Here is an 18,695-nt window from a genome sequence, read left to right as displayed (position 1 = left end):
CGGGGCTGGAAAAGGAGCTGGAGCAACTGGGCTTCGGCATCGTCGCCTTCGCCTGCACCACCTGCAACGGCATGTCCGGTGCACTGGACCCGGTGATCCAGCAGGAAATCATCGACCGTGACTTGTACGCCACCGCCGTGCTGTCGGGCAATCGCAACTTCGACGGGCGTATCCACCCTTACGCCAAGCAGGCATTCCTCGCTTCGCCGCCGCTGGTGGTGGCCTACGCGATTGCCGGCACCATCCGCTTCGACATCGAAAAGGACGTGCTGGGCGTGGTCGACGGCAAGGAAATCCGCCTCAAGGACATCTGGCCAAGTGACGAGGAAATCGACGCGGTAGTGCGTGCTGCGGTCAAGCCGGAGCAGTTCCGCAAGGTCTATATCCCGATGTTCGCCATCGAGGAAGACCGCGGGCCGAAAGTCGCGCCACTGTACGACTGGCGCCCGATGAGCACCTATATCCGTCGCCCGCCTTACTGGGAAGGCGCCCTGGCCGGCGAGCGCACCCTGCGCGGCATGCGCCCGCTGGCGGTGCTGCCGGACAACATCACCACCGACCACCTGTCGCCGTCCAACGCCATCCTGCTCGACAGCGCTGCGGGTGAATACCTGGCGAAGATGGGCCTGCCGGAAGAGGACTTCAACTCCTACGCCACCCACCGTGGCGACCACCTGACCGCCCAGCGCGCCACCTTCGCCAACCCCAAGCTGTTCAACGAAATGGTGCGCAAGGCTGACGGCAGCGTGCAGCAGGGCTCGCTGGCGCGCATCGAGCCGGAAGGCAAGGTGACCCGCATGTGGGAGGCCATCGAGACCTACATGGAGCGCAAGCAGCCGCTGATCATCGTCGCCGGTGGCGACTATGGCCAGGGTTCGTCCCGTGACTGGGCGGCCAAGGGCGTGCGCCTGGCGGGTGTCGAGGCAATTGTCGCCGAGGGCTTCGAGCGCATTCACCGCACCAACCTGGTGGGCATGGGCGTGTTGCCGCTGGAGTTCAAGCCGGGCACCGACCGCAAGACCCTGGGCCTGGACGGCAGCGAAACCTATGACGTGCTCGGCCAGCGCAAGCCGCGGGCGACGCTGACCCTGGTGGTGACGCGGCGCAATGGCGAGCGTGTGGAAGTGCCGGTGACCTGCCGCCTGGACACTGCCGAGGAAGTGTCGATCTATGAGGCGGGCGGGGTGCTACAGCGCTTTGCCCAGGACTTCCTCGAAGGGACCGCTTGAACAGGACTTGAACATGGCACATGTACCACAAGTAAAAATTCCCGCCACCTACATCCGTGGTGGCACCAGCAAGGGCGTGTTCTTCCGCCTGCAGGACCTGCCGGAAGCGGCCCAGGTCCCAGGCCCGGCCCGCGACGCCTTGCTGTTACGGGTAATCGGCAGCCCCGACCCTTATGCCAAGCAGATCGACGGCATGGGCGGCGCCACGTCGAGCACCAGCAAGACGGTCATCCTGTCGAAGAGCATCAAGCCTGGGCATGATGTCGATTACCTGTTCGGTCAGGTTGCCATCGACAAGGCCTTCGTCGACTGGAGTGGCAACTGCGGCAACCTGTCCGCGGCGGTCGGCTCGTTCGCCGTCAGCAACGGCCTGGTCGACCCGGCGCGCATTCCGCGCAATGGCATCGTCACGGTGCGCATCTGGCAGGCCAACATCGGCAAGACCATCATTGCCCATGTGCCGATCACCGAAGGTGAAGTGCAGGAAACCGGTGATTTCGAACTCGACGGCGTGACCTTCCCGGCCGCCGAAGTGCAGCTGGAGTTCCTTGATCCTGCTGCCGACGAGGATGGCGACGGTGGGGCGATGTTCCCCACCGGTAACCTGGTGGATGACCTGGAAGTGCCGGGCATCGGCACCTTCAAGGCGACCATGATCAACGCCGGTATCCCGACGGTGTTCGTCAATGCCGCCGACATCGGCTACACCGGTACCGAATTGCAGGATGCGATCAACGGCGACCCGCAGGCGCTGCAGCGTTTCGAGACCATCCGCGCCTACGGCGCCGTGCGCATGGGCCTGATCGAGCATGTCGACCAGGCCGCCGGGCGTCAGCACACGCCGAAGGTGGCTTTCGTTGCGCCGCCGAGCACCTACACTGCGTCCAGTGGCAAGGCGGTTGCGGCCGCTGACATCGACCTGCTGGTGCGTGCGTTGTCCATGGGCAAGCTGCACCACGCGATGATGGGCACCGCAGCCGTGGCCATCGGCACCGCCGCGGCCATTCCGGGCACGCTGGTCAACCTCGCCGCAGGCGGGGGCGAGCGCAGTGCCGTGCGTTTCGGCCATCCGTCCGGCACCTTGCGGGTCGGGGCCGAGGCGCGCCAGGTGGATGGCGAGTGGACGGTGACCAAGGCAATCATGAGCCGCAGTGCTCGCGTGCTGATGGAGGGCTGGGTTCGCGTGCCTGGCGATAGCTTCTAACGCACCACTGGCGCTCGGCTTTCGTTGATGGGGCTGCAAGGCAGCCCCAACTTCACAGGAGCTGGCTATGAGCGCCAACGTGGACCTGAACGACCGCCCGGACTACGACCGGGTGCTGCAAACCCTTGCCGACTACGCCCTCGGCTACCGGGTCGAATCCCCTGAAGCCCTGGACACCGCACGCAATTGCCTGATGGATACCCTCGGCTGCGGCCTGCTGGCCCTGCGCTTCCCTGAATGCACCAAACTCCTCGGCCCGCTGGTGGAAGGCACCGTGGTGCCCAATGGTGCGCGCGTTCCCGGTACCGCCTACCGCCTCGACCCGGTCAAGGCCGCCTGGGACATCGGCTGTACCGTGCGCTGGCTGGATTACAACGACACCTGGCTGGCCGCCGAATGGGCGCACCCCTCGGATAACCTGGGCGGCATCCTGGCCGTTGGCGATCATCTGTCGCAGAAACGCGTGGCTGCTGGCGAAGCGCCGTTGCTGATGCGCGAGGTGCTCGAAGCCATGGTCATGGCCCACGAGATCCAGGGCGTGCTGGCGCTGGAAAATTCCTTCAATCGCGTTGGCCTCGATCATGTGATCCTGGTCAAGGTGGCCTCGACCGCCGTGTGTGCCCGGCTGATGGGGGCCAATCGCGAGCAGATGCTATCGGCCCTGTCCCATGCCTTCGTCGATGGCCAGGCGCTGCGCACCTATCGCCATGCGCCCAATGCCGGCTCACGCAAGTCCTGGGCGGCCGGCGATGCTTCCAGCCGTGGCGTGCGCCTGGCCGATATCGCGCTGCGTGGCGAAATGGGCGTGCCAGGGGTGTTGACGGCCGCGCAGTGGGGCTTTCATGACGTCTCGTTCAGCCACACCAACAAGGACCTGGCGGTAAAACCCGCCGGCCAGTATGAGCTGCGCCTGCCGCAACCCTTGGCCAGTTATGTGATGGAAAATGTGCTGTTCAAGGTCAGCTTCCCTGCCGAATTCCACGCCCAGACGGCCTGTGAGGCGGCGGTGACCCTGCACCCGCTGGTGCGTAACCGCCTGCATGAAATAGACCGCATCGTCATCACTACCCAGGAATCGGCGATCCGCATCATTTCCAAGAGCGGCCCGTTGGCCAACGCCGCCGACCGTGACCATTGCCTGCAGTACATGGTGGCGGTGCCGCTGATCTTCGGCCACCTGGTGGCCGAGCATTATGAAGATACCTTCCATGCCAATCACCCGAGCATCGATCGCCTGCGCGAGAAAATGGAAGTGGTCGAAGATCCGCGCTTCAGTCGCGAGTACCTGGAAGCCGACAAGCGCTCGATTGCCAATGCCGTGCAGGTGTTTTTCAAGGATGGCAGCAGTACCGAGCAGGTGCTGGTGGAATATCCGATCGGGCATCGGCGGCGGCGCGAGGAAGGGATACCGTTGCTGGAGGCCAAGTTCAGGGGCAATCTGGCGACGCGCTTTGTGCGGCAGCGGTGTCAGGAGATTTTCGAGCTGTGCAAGGACCAGCAGAAGCTGGAGCAGATGACGGTGCACAGGTTTGTCGATCTGTTCGTGATCTGAGTGCCAGTACAGCCAATAAAAAACCCGGCATTTCTGCCGGGTTTTTATTGCTGCTTACAACTCAGCTTACGCCTGAACCACCGGGATCTTGGCGTTGGCAGCCGCTTCACGGAACTCGGCGATCTGGTCGAAGCTCAGGTAGCGGTAGACGTCGGCAGCCATGCTGTCGATGTCCTTGGCGTACTGCATGTACTCTTCGACGGTCGGCAGCTTGCCGATGATCGAAGCGACCGCAGCCAGCTCGGCCGAGGCCAGGTACACGTTGGTGGCGTCGCCCAGACGGTTCGGGAAGTTACGGGTCGAAGTGGAAACCACGGTCGAACCGGTCTGCACACGTGCCTGGTTACCCATGCACAGCGAGCAACCTGGCATTTCCATGCGCGCACCGGCCTTGCCGTAGATGCCGTAGTAGCCTTCTTCGGTCAGCTGATGGGCGTCCATCTTGGTTGGCGGGGCCAGCCACAGACGGGTCGGGATACCGCCCTTGACCTTGTCCAGCAATTTGCCGGCAGCGCGGAAGTGACCGATGTTGGTCATGCACGAACCGATGAACACTTCGTCGATCTTCTCGCCCTGTACCGAGGACAGCAGGCGGGCATCGTCCGGGTCGTTCGGCGCGCAGAGCACAGGCTCCTTGACGTCGGCCAGGTCGATTTCGATGATTTCGGCGTATTCGGCATCGGCGTCGGCCGACAGCAGCTCAGGCTTGGCCAGCCAGGCTTCCATGGCCTGGGCGCGACGCTCCAGGGTGCGGGCATCGCCGTAGCCTTCGCCGATCATCCAGCGCAGCAGGGTGATGTTGGACTGCAGGTACTCGGCGATGGCCTTTTCCGGCAGCTTGATGGTGCAGCCCGCAGCGGAACGCTCGGCCGAGGCGTCGGACAGCTCGAAGGCTTGTTCGACGGTCAGGTCGTCCAGGCCTTCGATTTCCAGGATGCGGCCGGAGAAGGCGTTCTTCTTGCCTTTCTTCTCGACGGTCAGCAGGCCCTTCTGGATGGCGTAGTAAGGGATGGCATGCACCAGGTCACGCAGGGTGATGCCAGGTTGCAGTTTGCCCTTGAAGCGCACCAGGATCGATTCTGGCATGTCCAGCGGCATGACGCCGGTGGCGGCGGCGAAAGCCACCAGGCCGGAACCGGCCGGGAACGAGATGCCGATCGGGAAGCGGGTGTGCGAGTCGCCACCGGTACCCACGGTGTCAGGCATCAGCATGCGGTTCAGCCAGCTGTGGATGATGCCGTCGCCTGGGCGCAGCGACACGCCGCCACGGGTGCGGATGAAGTCTGGCAGGGTGTGGTGGGTGTTGACGTCGATCGGCTTCGGATAGGCCGCGGTGTGGCAGAACGACTGCATCACCAGGTCAGCGGAGAAGCCCAGGCACGCCAGGTCTTTCAGCTCGTCGCGGGTCATCGGGCCAGTGGTGTCCTGGGAACCGACGGTGGTCATCTTCGGCTCGCAGTAGGCACCTGGGCGCACGCCCTGGCCTTCTGGCAGGCCGCAGGCGCGGCCGACCATCTTCTGGGCCAGGGTGAAGCCCTTGCCGGTGTCGGCAGGCTGCTCTGGCTTCTTGAACAGGTCGGAAGCCCCCAGGCCCAGTTCGGCACGGGCTTTTTCGGTCAGGCCACGGCCAACGATCAGCGGGATACGGCCGCCAGCACGGACTTCGTCCAGCAGGACTTCGGTCTTCAGTGCGAAGGTAGTGACCAGCTCGTCGCTGCCGTGACGGCGCACTTCACCCTTGAACGGGTAAACGTCGATGACGTCGCCCATGGCCAGGTTGGTGCAGTCGAATTCGATCGGCAGGGCGCCGGCGTCTTCCATGGTGTTGTAGAAGATCGGGGCGATCTTGGTGCCGAAGCAGAAGCCACCGGCGCGCTTGTTCGGCACGTACGGAATGTCGTCGCCGAAGAACCACAGCACCGAGTTGGTGGCGGATTTACGCGAGGAACCGGTACCGACCACGTCACCGACGTAGGCAACCGGGAAGCCTTTGGCCTTGACCGCTTCGATCTGTGCCAGCGGGCCGACCGAGCCTGGCTGCGACGGCTCGATGCCGTCACGGGCCATTTTCAGCATGGCCAGGGCGTGCAGCGGGATGTCAGGGCGCGACCAGGCGTCCGGAGCAGGGGACAGGTCGTCGGTGTTGGTTTCGCCTGGCACCTTGAACACGGTCAGGGTGTACTTGTCGGCGATGGCCGGACGCGCGGTGAACCACTCGCCGGCAGCCCAGGAGTCCAGCACGGCCTTGGCGTGAACGTTGCCGGCCTTGGCTTTTTCGGCTACGTCGTGGAAGGCATCGAACATCAGCAGGGTGTGCTTGAGCTGTTCGGCCGCGACGGCGCCCAGTTCGGCGTCGTCCAGCAGCGCGACCAGCGTCTCGATGTTGTAGCCGCCCTGCATGGTGCCCAGCAGTTCAGCAGCGTGCTTGCGGTCGATCAGTGGCGACTTGGCTTCGCCCTTGGCCACGGCGGAGAGGAAAGCGGCCTTGACGTAGGCAGCTTCGTCGACCCCTGGCGGAACGCGGTTGGTGATCAGGTCTACGAGGAAGGCTTCTTCGCCGGCTGGCGGGTTTTTCAGCAGCTCGACCAGGCCTGCAGTTTGTTCGGCGTTCAGCGGCTGGGGCACGATACCCAGGGCGGCACGCTCTTCGATGTGTTTGCGGTAGGCTTCAAGCACAGTTATTACCCTCATCAGTGGTCCCTAAAGGGAGTCCGGGACGCTCATCCAGCATTCAATGCACCCATGCGCTGCCACGGCTTTGTGGGCCGCCCAGCCAGAGTCGCAAAGAATCCTTACAGAAGCTGCTTTCAAAGTTTTACGCCTGCAGAACGGGAGCTGATGAGGGCTGGCGCGGGCATGCGAGGGGTGCATGGCCCGGGCCAACGCCGTTCTACCGGATGAACTGTGCTCGTGACGCTTTGAAAACAGCTTCCAACGGACATTGTTGCCTTGAAAAGGCGGGATGATTCTACGGCAAAAAAAGCCCGAAGGTAAGGCAGCGATCATGACTTTAACGGGTGACCCTGGTTAGACAAAGGGCTAACATGACCCCGTGTTCCATCGCCAAGCCGTTGTTTTCCAATGTCCAACCAGTCCATCAAGACCCCTTGCGTCGGCCTCTGTTCCACGGTCTATGGAGACACGGTGTGCCGTGGCTGCAAGCGTTTCCATCACGAAGTGATCAACTGGAACGGCTACGACGACGAGCAGAAGCGCGCCGTGTGGCTGCGCCTGGAGCAGTTGCTGGTGCAGGTGATGATGGCCAAGCTGGAAGTGTTCGATACAAGCCTGCTGCGTCAGCAGTTGCAGCAGCGCTCGATCCGCTTCGTCGAGCAGCAGTCGGAATACTGCTGGGCCTACCAGCTGATCGCCCGCGGTGCGCGGATGATCCGTGACCTGGAGGCGTACGGCATGGTGCTGCTACCGGAATTTCGCGACTGGGAACTGCCGCAACTGCGCGATGCCATCGACCGTGAATTCTTCCTGCTGTCCGAAGCGCACTACCAGCGCTACATCGCGCCAGCCTTCCTCAAGCAAGGCATGCAGTGAGCGGCTTCCTGCTGCTCGGGTGAGCGCAACTTCCTAGCGTAACGGCTCTTTCAGTCTGACCAGGAGAGTCAGCATGAGCGATTACGTATTCAATCCCCGCTTTACCTTTCTGGCCCGCTGCTGGTGGCAGGGCTCCGCTGTGCGCAGCGTCACAGCGGCGACGCCAGTGCGTGAGCGGCAGCTGGGGGCGATCTGGGTGCAGACAGGCAGCCGCGGCGCCAACGGGCACTATGACCGGTATCTGCAGGCCGAACAGGACGGTGTGTTGGAGAAGCCCCTCGACCGGTCTGATTATGCCAACCCTGGCCAGCGCTATTACGAGCTGTTCTGGTTTGGCGCCTACGCCAGGGGCAGCTATGCCGCCGACAAGCCACTGTTCTACGAGATAAGGCCGGCTGACCGCGCCCACAAAGTTTCCGACTGGGTGCTCGATTACAACGCCAGCGTGTTTTCAGGTTATGTCGGCATCTGGGAAGCCAGCGAACCGCAGGGCGTGCAGTCCAAGGCAGGTGGCGCGCGGCTGTGGCGCATCGAGGGTTTCGATCAGGAGCAGATCGGCGAGGGTGATCAGCTCTTCAATCTTCAGTTGCTCACCCCAGGCGGTGAGAAGATCCTGCGTTACACCAGCTACAGCGACCGCTTCTTCAATAGCCGAAAAGGAGAGGCCGGCTTGGTGTCGATGAAGATCCTCAGCATGCCTCACCATTTCGAAGAGCACTGAGGGCATCGCCAGCCTTCGGTCCGCCAGGGCCGAAGGCTGGCCAAGGGCGGATCAGTCGCCGGTGTATTCGCAGCCGCTGGTGCAAGTCTCGTGGATGCGGACTTTGGACAGCTCCGGCATCAGCGGCTTGACCTGGTCCCAGATCCATTTGGCGATCACTTCGCTGGTCGGGTTCTCCAGGCCAGGGATGTCGTTCAGGTAGTTGTGGTCCAGCTGCTCGTAGATCGGCTTGAAGATCGCCTTGACCTCGGCGAAGTCACGAATCCAGCCGGTGTGCGGGTCAAGTGGGCCAGTCAGGTGCAGGCCGACCTTGAACGAATGGCCGTGCAGGCGGCCGCATTTGTGGCCGGCTGGGACGTGGGGCAGGCGGTGGGCCGATTCGAATGTAAATTCCTTGAAGATTTCCACGCTGTCATAACTCTGTGTGAATCAATAATGCGCGCAGTCTACCAGCATGGTCGCTACAAGGCTTGCAGGCGTTCGTGCAACCGCCCGGTGGCGATCAGCTCCAGCAGTTCATCGCCCAGCCGCTGGCTTTCGGCGATCGCCTGGTACCAGTAGCGCTTGCGGCTCGGCGCATCGCCCATGAAGCGCTTGAAGTCGTTGCGGTCCGGCAGCTTGCCGAAAGGCAGGGCGGCCAGGTACTGCGGCGAGGGGGTCATCAGCAGCACGTTCTGCAACCGTGCGGCATCACCCCTGCGCCAGGGCAGCGCCTTGTCGAACCAGCCGGGCACCACCTTGTCGGTGAAGTGCGGGTACAGCACCAGGTCGTCACCGCGGTAGGGCAGGTCGAGGTGGTAGTCGAGCAGGCCGCCGTCGCGGTAGGTGCCAGCACCTGCACCAGGAATGTCACGCACACCCTCCATCACCATCGGGATCGAGCCCGAGGCGAGCAGGGCCTGGCGCAGGTTCGCCAGGTCCAGCGGCAGGCAGCGCGAGGGAAAGTCGGTGAGGGCGTCGAGCGGCGGCGCGCTGCGCGCATCGTGCAGGATGACCCGCTCGAAGTGCCGCGCCAGGCGCGAGCGCCCCAGCAGGTTGCTGGCGATCACCGAGCCCAGGCCCATGCCCAGGCGGCCACGATGGTCGTGGGCGAGCTGGCCGTGGCTCTTTACCACCAGGATGTTCAGGCGATAGTGCGGGTTGGCGAGGATCTGCCCGTCGCGGCCCTGCAGCAGATCGTCGAGCATGCGCTGGCAACTGCGGCTGATCTCGGCGGCGGTAACGCCCTTGGCGAAGTCCTGCTCGGTATACAGCTCGCCCAGGCGGCGAATGCCGGCGACCGGGTCGTCGAGGCAGGCACTGGCGAAGCGCCAGGAGCCGATCGAGGCACCGATCAGCGCGCGTTGGCGTGGCGCCGAGGGCAACCATTCACCAAAAAGCGCCAGGTCCAGGCCCTGGATGCCCAAGGGTTTGGGCCCACCCGCCGCACCTGGCAATACGCCCACATCGGCCGCTTGCAGGCCACCTTCGCGGATCCGCTGCAGCGCGCGCTGGCCGGCCTTGAAGGTGAGTGCAGGGTATTTGATGTGAATGGCGCTCATGACGGATCTCGCGGGCAACAAACGGGGCATTATAGGCCCTTGATGCCGCTCAGGCTGCGCTATCATGGCGCCAGCTGTTTTCAGGTTGAATTAAGGACCGCTCTTTAGTCTTAACCCCGTAGACAACTTGAACGTCGCTCAGGAGAGCCACCATGAAAACCTTGACTGCCCTGTTTACCGCCGCCGCCCTTGCCCTGGGCGCCAATGCTGCCTTCGCCAAGGACGTCCAGCCTGACGAAGTGGTCAAACTGGTCAATGCCAAGACCATCAAGTCGCTGGACGAGCTCAAGGCCACTGCCGTGGCCAAGCACCCAGGCGCCACCGTCACTGACTCGGAGCTGGAAAACGAATACGGCCGCTACATCTACAAGGTCGAACTGCGCGACACGCAGAACGTCGAGTGGGATGTCGACCTGGATGCCAAGACCGGTGAAGTGCTGAAGGTCGAGCAGGACCGCTGATGATCCACTTACCCCGGCCGGCGCGATACCTGGCGTTGTCGTTGCTGGCCGTGTGCTCCCTGGCCGTTGCCCGCGACCTGGACCAGGATGAAGCCCTTAAACTGCGCCAGAAGGGCGTCATCCTGCCGCTCGAGCAATTGCTGGAAACCGCCCTGGGGCGTTACCCCGGGGCGCGCCTGCTGGAGGCCGAGCTGGAAGAGGACCACGGCCGCTATGAATATGAAGTCGAGCTGCTGACCCAGGACGGCGTGGTGCGCGAGATCAAGCTCGATGCCAGCAGCGGCGCCCTGCTCAAAGACGAGGAAGACGACTGACATGCGCCTGCTGCTTGTCGAAGACAACGTGCCCCTGGCCGACGAACTGACCACCAGCCTGCAGCGCCAGGGCTATGCCGTGGACTGGCTGGCCGATGGCCGCGATGCGGTGTACCAAGGCCAGAGCGAACCCTATGACCTGATCATCCTCGACCTCGGCCTGCCGGGCTTGCCGGGCCTGGAGGTGCTGGCGCAGTGGCGTGCCGGCGGCCTGGTCACGCCGGTGCTGATCCTCACGGCGCGAGGGTCGTGGGCCGAACGGATCGAGGGCCTGAAGGCCGGGGCCGACGATTACCTGAGCAAGCCGTTCCACCCCGAGGAGCTGCAACTGCGCATTCAGGCGCTGCTGCGCCGTGCCCGGGGCCTGGCCAACCAGCCCACGCTGGAAGCTGCAGGCCTGCACCTGGATGAAAGCCGCCAGTGCGTGAGCCGCGACGGCGTCGACATCCAGCTCACCGCTGCGGAGTTCCGCCTGTTGCGCTACTTCATGCTGCACCCGCAGCAGATCCTGTCCAAGAGCCACCTGGCCGAGCACCTGTACGACGGCGAGACCGAGCGCGACTCAAATGTGCTGGAGGTGCACGTCAACCACCTGCGGCGCAAGCTTGGCCGCAGCGTCATCGAGACGCGCCGCGGGCAAGGCTACATCTATGCCGGGAGCAGCGGATGAAATCGATCCAGGCGCGCCTGAGCCTGGGCCTGGTCGCCGTGCTGGTGGTGGTCGGGGTGGTGCTCGCGCAGCTGACCCTGTGGCTGTTCGAGGCTGGCTTGCAGCGCTATCTGGAAAACGGCCTGCGCAAGGAAAGCGAGAACCTGCTGGTGGCATTGGTGCGCGGGCCGAATGGCCTGCAGCTGGATGAGCGGCGCATTTCCGCTGCGTACCAGCGGCCGTTCTCCGGTTACTACTTCCGTATCGATTTCGACCAGGGCACCTGGCGTTCGCGCTCGCTGTGGGACCTGGACATGCCCAAACCGGCCGCGCCGGGGTTGTCCGATAGCCACGAACTGGGCCCGGAAGGGCAGCAACTGCTGGCCTTGCGCGCCGATTACCGGCGTCTGGGCCAGGACATCTCGATCAGCGTGGCACAGGATTACTCGCCGGTGCGCGACGGTTTTCGCCGCCTGCAGCAGATCGGCCTGGGCATGGGCCTGGTGGCGTTGCTGATCGTGCTGGTGTTGCAGCGCATCACCGTCACCCGCTCGCTGCGCCCGCTGGAGCGCGCACGCCAGCAGATTGCCCAGCTGCAGCAAGGCCAGCGCTCGCAGCTCGATGCCGAGGTACCCAGCGAGCTGGCGCCGCTGGTCGACCAGATCAACCACTTGCTCAGCCACACCGAAGACAGCCTGCGCCGCTCGCGCAATGCCCTGGGCAACCTCGGCCATGCGTTGAAGACGCCGCTGGCGGTGCTGCTCAGCCTGGCGTCCAGTGAGCGCTTGCAAGGCCTGCCAGAGGTGCAGGCGCAGTTGCGTGAACAGTTGGAGCAGATCCAGCAGCGCCTGGCCCGTGAGCTGAACCGGGCGCGCCTGGCAGGCGATGCCTTGCCTGGGGCGCAGTTCGATTGTGATGCCGAGCTGCCGGGCTTGCTCGCGACCTTGGGTATGATCCATGGCGACAGCTTGCTGCTTGAGCACGATGTACCGCCGGGTCTGCTGCTGCCTTGGGATCGCGAAGACGTGCTGGAGCTGCTCGGCAACCTGCTGGACAACGCCTGCAAGTGGGCCGACAGCGAGGTGCGGCTGGGCATTGCACCCACAGCCGAGGGCTACCGGTTGTGGGTCGATGATGACGGCCCCGGCATTCCGGAAAATCGGCGCCTGCAGGTGCTGGAGCGCGGCTCGCGGCTGGATGAGCAGGTCGATGGGCACGGGCTGGGGTTGGGGATTGTGCGCGACATCGTCGAGGCTTGGGGCGGGCGCCTGGCGTTGCTGGAAAGTGCCTTGGGCGGCCTCAGGGTGAGCATCGAGCTGCCGCGCAAAGTGCGCTGATCTGTGTCGGCGATGAGGCCCATATCAGCACTGCAAAAAAATTGCAGCACAGCCGCATTTTTTTGAATTAGCCCAATCTTCCCCCGCCCGGCACAATCCCCCTCGAGAAACCTTGCGGTTTCCATCTCTCCACGGACGGAGCCCCTTGTGCTATTGCATCTGCAATACGAGGCCCAGGCCACTTCGGCTGGGCTTTCTTTTTAATCAAAAAAACTACAGATCCTGATTACTTGAATGTCTGCCATGCGTTCCGAAAGTCGTCTGCAGCGGCTGTTGCCAGCCCCCCTGAATATCCCCCCCAAACAATGGTTGCGTGCCGGTATCGGCGCGCTGTTCGGCCTGTTCCTCGCCGGCTGGCTGACCAGTCTGGCTTATGGCCCGGGCATTGCCCTGCACCTGCTCGGCCCGTTGGCGGCCTCGGCGGTGCTGATGTTCGCCGTGCATTCCGGGCCCCTGGCGCAGCCGTGGCCTGTGCTCGGCAGCTATGCCCTGGCGGGTGCGGTCGGCCTGGCCATGCGCCAGGGTTTTGGCCCTGAACTGTGGGTGGCGGCCGCTGCCCTGGGGCTTTCGATCGTGGTGATGTGCCTGCTGCGTTGCCTGCACCCGCCGGGAGGTGGTGTGGCGGTGAGCGCGGTACTGGCCGACCCGGGCCTGACGGCCATGGGCGATCACCTGCTCGAACCGGTGCTGCTCAATGCGCTGATCCTGGTGGCCGTGGCCGTGATCTACAATCGCCTCACCGGCGTGCACTACCCGAAAGGCGTGGCGCCGCGCAAGGACGTGCACCACACCCACGACCCGCTGCCCAGCGAGCGCGTGGGCATCCGTGGCGCCGACCTGGATCAGGCCCTGGAAGAGTTGGGCGAATTTGTCGACGTCACCCGCGACGAACTGGAGCGCATCATCCTCGCCACCGAGCAGCACGCGCTGCGGCGCAGCCTCGGCGGCATCACTGCCGGGGCGGTGATGTCGCGCGACGTGCAGTTCGCTGCACCGGACACCACCTTGGAGCAGGCCTGGAAAATGCTCGCTGACCACCACCTGAAAACCTTGCCGGTGCTGCAGCAAGGCAAGCTGGTGGGCATTGTCAGCCTCAGTGACCTGGTGGGCCCGGCCATGCAGCGCGGCCAGTTCAGCTGGCGTGGCCTGTTTGGCCGCAAGGCCGTGCGCATGGAGCAGGTGATGAGCCGGCGGGTGGTCAGCGTCAGCAGCCAGCACCCGCTGGAACGCCTGCTGCCGCTGCTGTGCGAGCAGGGTTTGCACTGCCTGCCGGTGCTTGACGGTGAGCAGTTGGTCGGCGTGGTCACCCAGACCGACCTGGTCGCCGGCCTCAAGCGCCAGTTGCTCAGTGCTGCTGGCGGTACCTCAGATAACCGGGTCCCAGCGTTGTGACCAATCGCTGGCGCCGGCTGCCACCAGCTGGCGCAGCACCGCGAAGGCCTGCTGCAGGGCGTCGCTGTCGCGCTTGCGCGGGTAGACCAGGTAGGTCGGGTAGGTGAATTCCGGCGCTTGCGCCACGCGCTCGAACACGCCGCTCTCCAGGTAGGCCTGCACCACCCGGGTACGGAAGTAACCGCTGCCACCCTGATCGAGGATGAACTGCAGGGCCAACGGTCCGAGGTTGAAGCTCAGCGCCGGGCGCGCGCAGTCTGGCAAGGCGGCATCATGTTGGCGGCGGAAGGCTTCACCCCAGTCGATGTAGATGTAAGGCTCGGGTTGCTCGACCCGGCGTACGCGGATCAGCTTTTCTTCCATCAACTGCTCCACCTGCAGCCCCGGGCCGTAGATCGGCTGGTACACCAGTGCAGCGTCGAGCAGGCCCATCTCCACCTTGCGCAGCAACGACTCGCCATCGCTGACCTCGCTGCGGATGGCATGGTTGGGCAGTTCGCGGTGCAGGGCGCTGACCCAGTCGAGCAGCATCGGGTTACCCAGGCTGACTTCCGCGCCCACATGCAGCACCTGCTGGCAGCCTTCAGGCAGCGGCAGGTCGCGGCGCGCCGCTTCCCAGGTCTGCACCAGCTGGTTGGCATAGCTGACGAAGGCTTCACCGTCACTGGTCAGGCTGGCACCGTTGCGGCTGCGCACGAACAGCTGGCAGCCCAGTTGCTGTTCCAGGCGTTGCACGCGGGCGGTGATGGCGGTCTGCGACACGAACAGGCGTTCGGCGGCGGCGACCAGGCTGCCGCAACGCACGATTTCCAGAAAAGTTCGGGCCTGATCGATATCCATGAGCTGCTCTGTGGCGGTGAGGGCGGCCTATTCTAGAGGCTTTGCACCGTTGTGGGGCATTTCTGTCCTGTCTGCAAATTTGCAGGTCCGTTGTGACTTTAGTCCCATGGCGGCCCCGGTGTGGCGGGCCATACTCATTATTCGCCCTTCAATAACAACAAGTACCGGGTTTTCATCGACATGACCTACCAGCACAGCTACGCCCAATCCATTGCCGACCCTGCTGCCTTCTGGGCCGAACAGGCCGAATCCCTGGCCTGGTACCGCAAGCCCTCGCTGACCCTGCAGGACAACCCCGACGGCACCCATCGCTGGTTCGCCGACGGCCGCCTGAACAGCTGTTACCTGGCCCTCGACCGGCAGATCGAGCTGGGCCGCGGCGAACAGCTGGCACTGATCTACGACTCCCCCGTGACCGGTGTGCAGCAGGCCTTCACCTACCACCAGTTGCGCGACGAAGTGGCACGCCTGGCCGGCCTGCTGCGGCAACTGGGCGTGGGCAAGGGTGACGGGGTGATCATCTACATGCCGATGGTGCCCCAGGCGGCCATGGCGATGCTCGCCTGCGCGCGCATTGGTGCGGTGCATTCGGTGGTGTTCGGTGGTTTTGCCGCCAACGAGCTGGCACTGCGCATCGATGATGCTCGGCCGACGCTGTTGCTCACCGCGTCCTGTGGCCTGGAGTTCGAGCGGGTGATCGAGTACAAGCCGCTGGTCGACCGCGCCCTGCAGGTGGCCCGCCATCAACCGCGCAATGTGCTGGTGCTGCAACGGCCCCAGGCCCGTGCGCAGCTGCAGGCAGGCCGTGACCTGGACTGGCAGCAGGCCTTGGCCAGTGCCGCACCGGTGGCGCCGGTCGAACTGGATGCCGGCGACCCGCTGTACATCATGTATACCTCCGGCACTACCGGCAAACCCAAGGGTATCGTCCGCGAAAACGGTGGCAACGCGGTCGCGCTTTGCTATGCGATGCGGCATATCTACGGCATGCAGGCCGGGGATGTGTGGTGGGGTATTTCCGATGTCGGCTGGGTTGTCGGCCATTCGCTGATTGTCTATGGGCCGCTGATGAGCGGCTGCACCACGGTGTTCTACGAGGGCAAGCCGATTCGCACGCCGGATGCCTCGGCGTACTGGCGGGTGGTCGAGCAGTACAAGGTCAATGCCTTGTTCTGCGCGCCGACCGCCATGCGGGCGATCCGCAAGGAAGACCCGGATGGCGAGCTGATCCGCAAGCATGACCTGAGCTCGCTGCGCCAGCTGTTCCTGGCCGGGGAAAAGCTCGATTCCAGCACGCACCAGTGGCTGGAGCGGGTCACCGGCAAACCGGTGCACGACCACTGGTGGCAGACCGAGACTGGCTGGCCGGTGACTGCGCCTTGCGTGGGGCTGGAGGGCAGTGCGGCGCGGCCGGGTTCGAGCAACCGTGCGGTGCCGGGTTATCACGTGCGGGTGCTGGATGACGACGGGCATCTGCTGGGGCCCGATCAGCAGGGCTCCATCGTTATCGCCCTGCCGCTGCCACCTGGGTGCAGCCAGACTTTGTGGGGCGACCATGAGCGTTACCTGCAGGCCTATCTGCACACCTATCCTGGCTATTACCACACGGGCGATGGCGGTTATCTCGATGAAGAGGGCTTCGTCTACATCATGGGCCGCACCGACGACGTGATAAACGTCTCTGGGCATCGGCTGTCCACGGGTGAGATGGAAGATTTGGTTGCCCGTCACCCGGCGGTGGCCGAGTGTGCGGTGATCGGTGTGCATGACGAGATCAAGGGCCAGGTACCGCTGGCGCTGGTGGTGCTCAAGGATGGCGAGGGTATAGCCGAGGCGCAGTTGCTGGTGGAGCTGGTGGGCAGTGTGCGTGAGGAAATTGGCGCCCTGGCGTGTTTCAACCGGGTGCGGTTGGTGAAGCGCTTGCCCAAGACCCGCTCGGGGAAAATCCTTCGGGCGGTGCTGCGCAAGATTGCTGATGGGCAAGCTTATGTGCCGCCCTCGACCCTGGATGACCCGGCGGTGTTGGGGGAGATCGAGGCGGTGTTGGCAGATCTGCCACGGGCTGGCTGACGCTGTGACCTCACTGGCCTCTTCGCGGCTTCAGCCGCGAAGAGGCCGATCAGGCAATAAAGCTTTCGGGGCCAGCCTGATGTAGCTGCCCCAGCCGGCTGCGGGTGCGCATCAGGTCAGCCAGTGGCCCACCAAGGCTTTCTTCCAGTGGCCGCTTGCCGATCACGGTCACCTGCCGGTCCTGGTCATACAGCACATCCACCAGGTTGACGAAGCGCTGTTGCGCCGCCAGCGAACACTCCGCCAGGTCATCCAGCCCATCGATGATCCATTCGTCGTACTGCCCGGCCAGCACTAGGTAGTCGATCACCGCCGTGGCCTTCTCGCACAAGTCGTCAAAACCCAGCACCACGCGTCGGCCATCGATGGCCAGGGCGCGCAGCGGGCGGTTGTTCACCTCCAGCACCACCGGGTGCTCATCGGGTACGTTCAGCGCCCGGCGCTGCGCCGCATTCCCCGGCCACACATAGTGCCCCTGGGTGAAGCGCTGGTGTTCGCGGTTGGCCGGCAGGCTGCGAAAGTCGGTGTCGCCGCCCACTTCGAGCACCTCCATCGAACTGTTGATCAGGCGTATCACTGGCAGGAACCGCTCGTGGTAGAGCGGGTTGGGCAACAGCCCTTCAGGGGCGTAGTTGGAAGTCACCAACAGGAAGATGCCGCGGGCGAACAGGGCGTTGAACAGCCGGGTCAGCAGCATGGCATCGCCAATGTCATGCACATGGAACTCATCGAAGCACAGCACCTGGCAGTCACCCAGCAGCTCGTCCAGGGTGGCGCCCAACGCGTCGTCCAGCAGGCGGTGCCGGTGCATGCCTTGGTGCAAACGGGCGAAAAAGTCGTGGAAGTGCAGGCGCTGCTTGGCCGCTACCGGTACCGCCTGGAAAAAGCCATCGAGCAGCCAGCTCTTGCCACGGCCGACCGAGCCATACAGATAGAGGCTGCGAGGCTGGCCTCCCTCCAGCAGGCGCGCAATCTGCCCGGCCATGCTGTCGATGACCCGGCGCTGGCCCTCGCTGAGCTGATAGCCGCGGCTGTGCGCCTGGTCCTCGAACCAGCTGAGCAGTTCACTCGGGTTGGACGATGCACCGCGCAAGCGCTGGCCGAGCTGGCGCAGCGGGGAAGGGATCCAGGCAGACAAAAGCTAAGCTCCTTGGGCAAAGGCAGGGCAGCGTGCAGCTTGCCCGAGGGCGGCCATTTTGACTAATAGATAAAGTGCCGGGCAATGATCGGCTGGCGAGATAGGTCGCTAGACCTTGCGCTCCAGCTGGCGCTCGATCATGTACTTCACGGCCAACCGGCGCTCTTTCAGGTGGCGCAGGTCTTCATCGACAAAGTTGCCGGCCGAGATCGATTCGGCGGCCAGCACCTGGTTGTCGATGTCCATGTACTCGTCGAGCAGGCGGTCCAGGGTCTTGTCCTGCTGGCGCCGCTGCTGGACGATTTCGCGCGGGTAGTGCAGGTCCTGGTACAGGTCGTGGGAAACGGGCATGGGGGCCTCCTTGGTCAATGCAGTTCGCTTACCTGATTGGAAGGGAGGAATGCGATTGCGTTGAAGCGCAGCGGTATAAAAACGACGAATGGTTGTCCGACAGGCCCGCAGAATTGGCTGCGGAACACTAACTTGCTGTTTTAAAGCATTTTTTTTCACGTTGGGGGTTTACAGGCCGAATCTATGTGTTAAAGTGCCGCGCATTCCAAGACAACAACCCAGTTGTCACTCAGTTGGAATTGTCAGAGCAGCATCAGCTGCATCCGATACAGGGGCGTCGCCAAGCGGTAAGGCAGCAGGTTTTGATCCTGCCATGCGTTGGTTCGAATCCAGCCGCCCCTGCCATT

Annotated in this window: 17 protein-coding genes and 1 tRNA gene; 12 read left to right on the top strand and 6 right to left on the bottom strand. The window is 64.0% G+C overall.

The genetic code is table 11. The features are described from left to right. From F6X59_RS27625 to prpD, 3 genes are all read left to right on the top strand, one after another. Positions 1-1,229 (top strand): aconitase family protein (locus tag F6X59_RS27625; RefSeq protein ID WP_256669518.1); only part of this gene is annotated, 1,229 nt, incomplete at its 5' end. Between the two features lie 13 nt (positions 1,230-1,242). Further along, positions 1,243-2,433 (top strand): 2-methylaconitate cis-trans isomerase PrpF, encoded by a 1,191-nt coding sequence (gene prpF, locus F6X59_RS27620; RefSeq protein ID WP_152959238.1) that lies wholly within the window; start codon positions 1,243-1,245, stop codon positions 2,431-2,433. Between the two features lie 67 nt (positions 2,434-2,500). Continuing rightward, the gene (gene prpD / locus F6X59_RS27615) at positions 2,501-3,985 is read left to right on the top strand and encodes a 2-methylcitrate dehydratase (protein WP_152959237.1); all 1,485 of its coding nucleotides are present in this window, start codon (positions 2,501-2,503) and stop codon (positions 3,983-3,985) included. Between the two features lie 66 nt (positions 3,986-4,051). Here the strand turns inward: prpD and acnB are convergent, their stop codons facing one another. Then, positions 4,052-6,661 (bottom strand): bifunctional aconitate hydratase 2/2-methylisocitrate dehydratase, encoded by a 2,610-nt coding sequence (gene acnB, locus F6X59_RS27610; RefSeq protein ID WP_346653041.1) that lies wholly within the window; start codon positions 6,659-6,661, stop codon positions 4,052-4,054. A gap of 405 nt (positions 6,662-7,066) precedes the next feature. Here acnB and F6X59_RS27605 point away from each other — a divergent pair, with 405 nt between their 5' ends. Both F6X59_RS27605 and F6X59_RS27600 read left to right on the top strand, forming a co-directional pair. Next, a complete protein-coding gene (locus tag F6X59_RS27605) occupies positions 7,067-7,534 on the top strand; it encodes a DUF1289 domain-containing protein (RefSeq protein WP_152959235.1) in 468 nt (155 codons plus the stop codon). A gap of 73 nt (positions 7,535-7,607) precedes the next feature. Further along, positions 7,608-8,255, top strand: a complete 648-nt coding sequence (locus F6X59_RS27600) for a hypothetical protein (protein ID WP_152959234.1) — start codon at positions 7,608-7,610, stop codon at positions 8,253-8,255. Positions 8,256-8,306: 51 nt separating this feature from the next. On the opposite strand, the gene queD is transcribed toward F6X59_RS27600, so the two are convergent. Together queD and F6X59_RS27590 are read right to left on the bottom strand one after the other, a co-directional pair. Further along, positions 8,307-8,663 (bottom strand): 6-carboxytetrahydropterin synthase QueD, encoded by a 357-nt coding sequence (gene queD, locus F6X59_RS27595; protein WP_051097763.1) that lies wholly within the window; start codon positions 8,661-8,663, stop codon positions 8,307-8,309. A 53-nt stretch (positions 8,664-8,716) separates the two neighbouring features. Further along, a complete protein-coding gene (locus F6X59_RS27590; RefSeq protein WP_152959233.1) occupies positions 8,717-9,796 on the bottom strand; it encodes a patatin-like phospholipase family protein in 1,080 nt (359 codons plus the stop codon). 152 nt (positions 9,797-9,948) lie between these two features. Here F6X59_RS27590 and F6X59_RS27585 point away from each other — a divergent pair, with 152 nt between their 5' ends. The 5 genes from F6X59_RS27585 (at position 9,949) to F6X59_RS27565 (ending at position 13,949) form a co-directional block, all read left to right on the top strand. Next, complete coding sequence (locus tag F6X59_RS27585; protein ID WP_152959232.1) at positions 9,949-10,257, top strand: PepSY domain-containing protein; 309 nt, start codon at positions 9,949-9,951, stop codon at positions 10,255-10,257. Then, positions 10,257-10,571 (top strand): PepSY domain-containing protein, encoded by a 315-nt coding sequence (locus F6X59_RS27580; RefSeq protein ID WP_152959231.1) that lies wholly within the window; start codon positions 10,257-10,259, stop codon positions 10,569-10,571. The genes F6X59_RS27585 and F6X59_RS27580 overlap by 1 nt, the downstream gene beginning before the upstream one ends. Position 10,572: 1 nt before the next feature. Further along, complete coding sequence (locus F6X59_RS27575) at positions 10,573-11,241, top strand: response regulator transcription factor (protein ID WP_152959230.1); 669 nt, start codon at positions 10,573-10,575, stop codon at positions 11,239-11,241. Next, positions 11,238-12,557 carry a sensor histidine kinase gene (locus F6X59_RS27570; protein WP_152959229.1) on the top strand — a complete coding sequence of 440 codons (1,320 nt, stop codon included), beginning with the start codon at positions 11,238-11,240 and terminating at the stop codon, positions 12,555-12,557. The genes F6X59_RS27575 and F6X59_RS27570 overlap by 4 nt, the downstream gene beginning before the upstream one ends. A 234-nt stretch (positions 12,558-12,791) precedes the next feature. Next, positions 12,792-13,949 carry an HPP family protein gene (locus tag F6X59_RS27565; RefSeq protein ID WP_152959228.1) on the top strand — a complete coding sequence of 386 codons (1,158 nt, stop codon included), beginning with the start codon at positions 12,792-12,794 and terminating at the stop codon, positions 13,947-13,949. Here F6X59_RS27565 and F6X59_RS27560 read toward each other — a convergent pair. Beyond that, positions 13,923-14,789, bottom strand: a complete 867-nt coding sequence (locus F6X59_RS27560; protein WP_152959227.1) for a LysR family transcriptional regulator — start codon at positions 14,787-14,789, stop codon at positions 13,923-13,925. The two genes, F6X59_RS27565 and F6X59_RS27560, sit on opposite strands and share 27 nt — an antisense overlap. Before the next feature lie 180 nt (positions 14,790-14,969). Between F6X59_RS27560 and F6X59_RS27555 the strand changes: the two genes are divergently transcribed. Beyond that, on the top strand, positions 14,970-16,859 hold the full coding sequence (locus F6X59_RS27555) for a propionyl-CoA synthetase (RefSeq protein ID WP_152959226.1): 1,890 nt from the start codon (positions 14,970-14,972) through the stop codon (positions 16,857-16,859). A gap of 49 nt (positions 16,860-16,908) precedes the next feature. Here F6X59_RS27555 and zapE read toward each other — a convergent pair whose 3' ends face one another. Further along, positions 16,909-17,997 (bottom strand): cell division protein ZapE, encoded by a 1,089-nt coding sequence (zapE, locus tag F6X59_RS27550; protein ID WP_152959225.1) that lies wholly within the window; start codon positions 17,995-17,997, stop codon positions 16,909-16,911. A gap of 108 nt (positions 17,998-18,105) precedes the next feature. After that, complete coding sequence (locus tag F6X59_RS27545; RefSeq protein ID WP_152959224.1) at positions 18,106-18,348, bottom strand: hypothetical protein; 243 nt, start codon at positions 18,346-18,348, stop codon at positions 18,106-18,108. A gap of 270 nt (positions 18,349-18,618) precedes the next feature. On the opposite strand from F6X59_RS27545, the gene F6X59_RS27540 reads away from it, so the two are divergent. Next, a tRNA-Gln gene (locus F6X59_RS27540) sits at positions 18,619-18,693 on the top strand. Positions 18,694-18,695: the final 2 nt, after the last annotated feature.

Origin of the sequence: Pseudomonas sp. MN1F (assembly GCF_009391885.1) — a bacterium.
GTDB lineage: Bacteria > Pseudomonadota > Gammaproteobacteria > Pseudomonadales > Pseudomonadaceae > Aquipseudomonas.
Note: the sequence above shows the minus strand (reverse complement) of the source record. Positions and strands in the feature narration are given on the sequence as shown.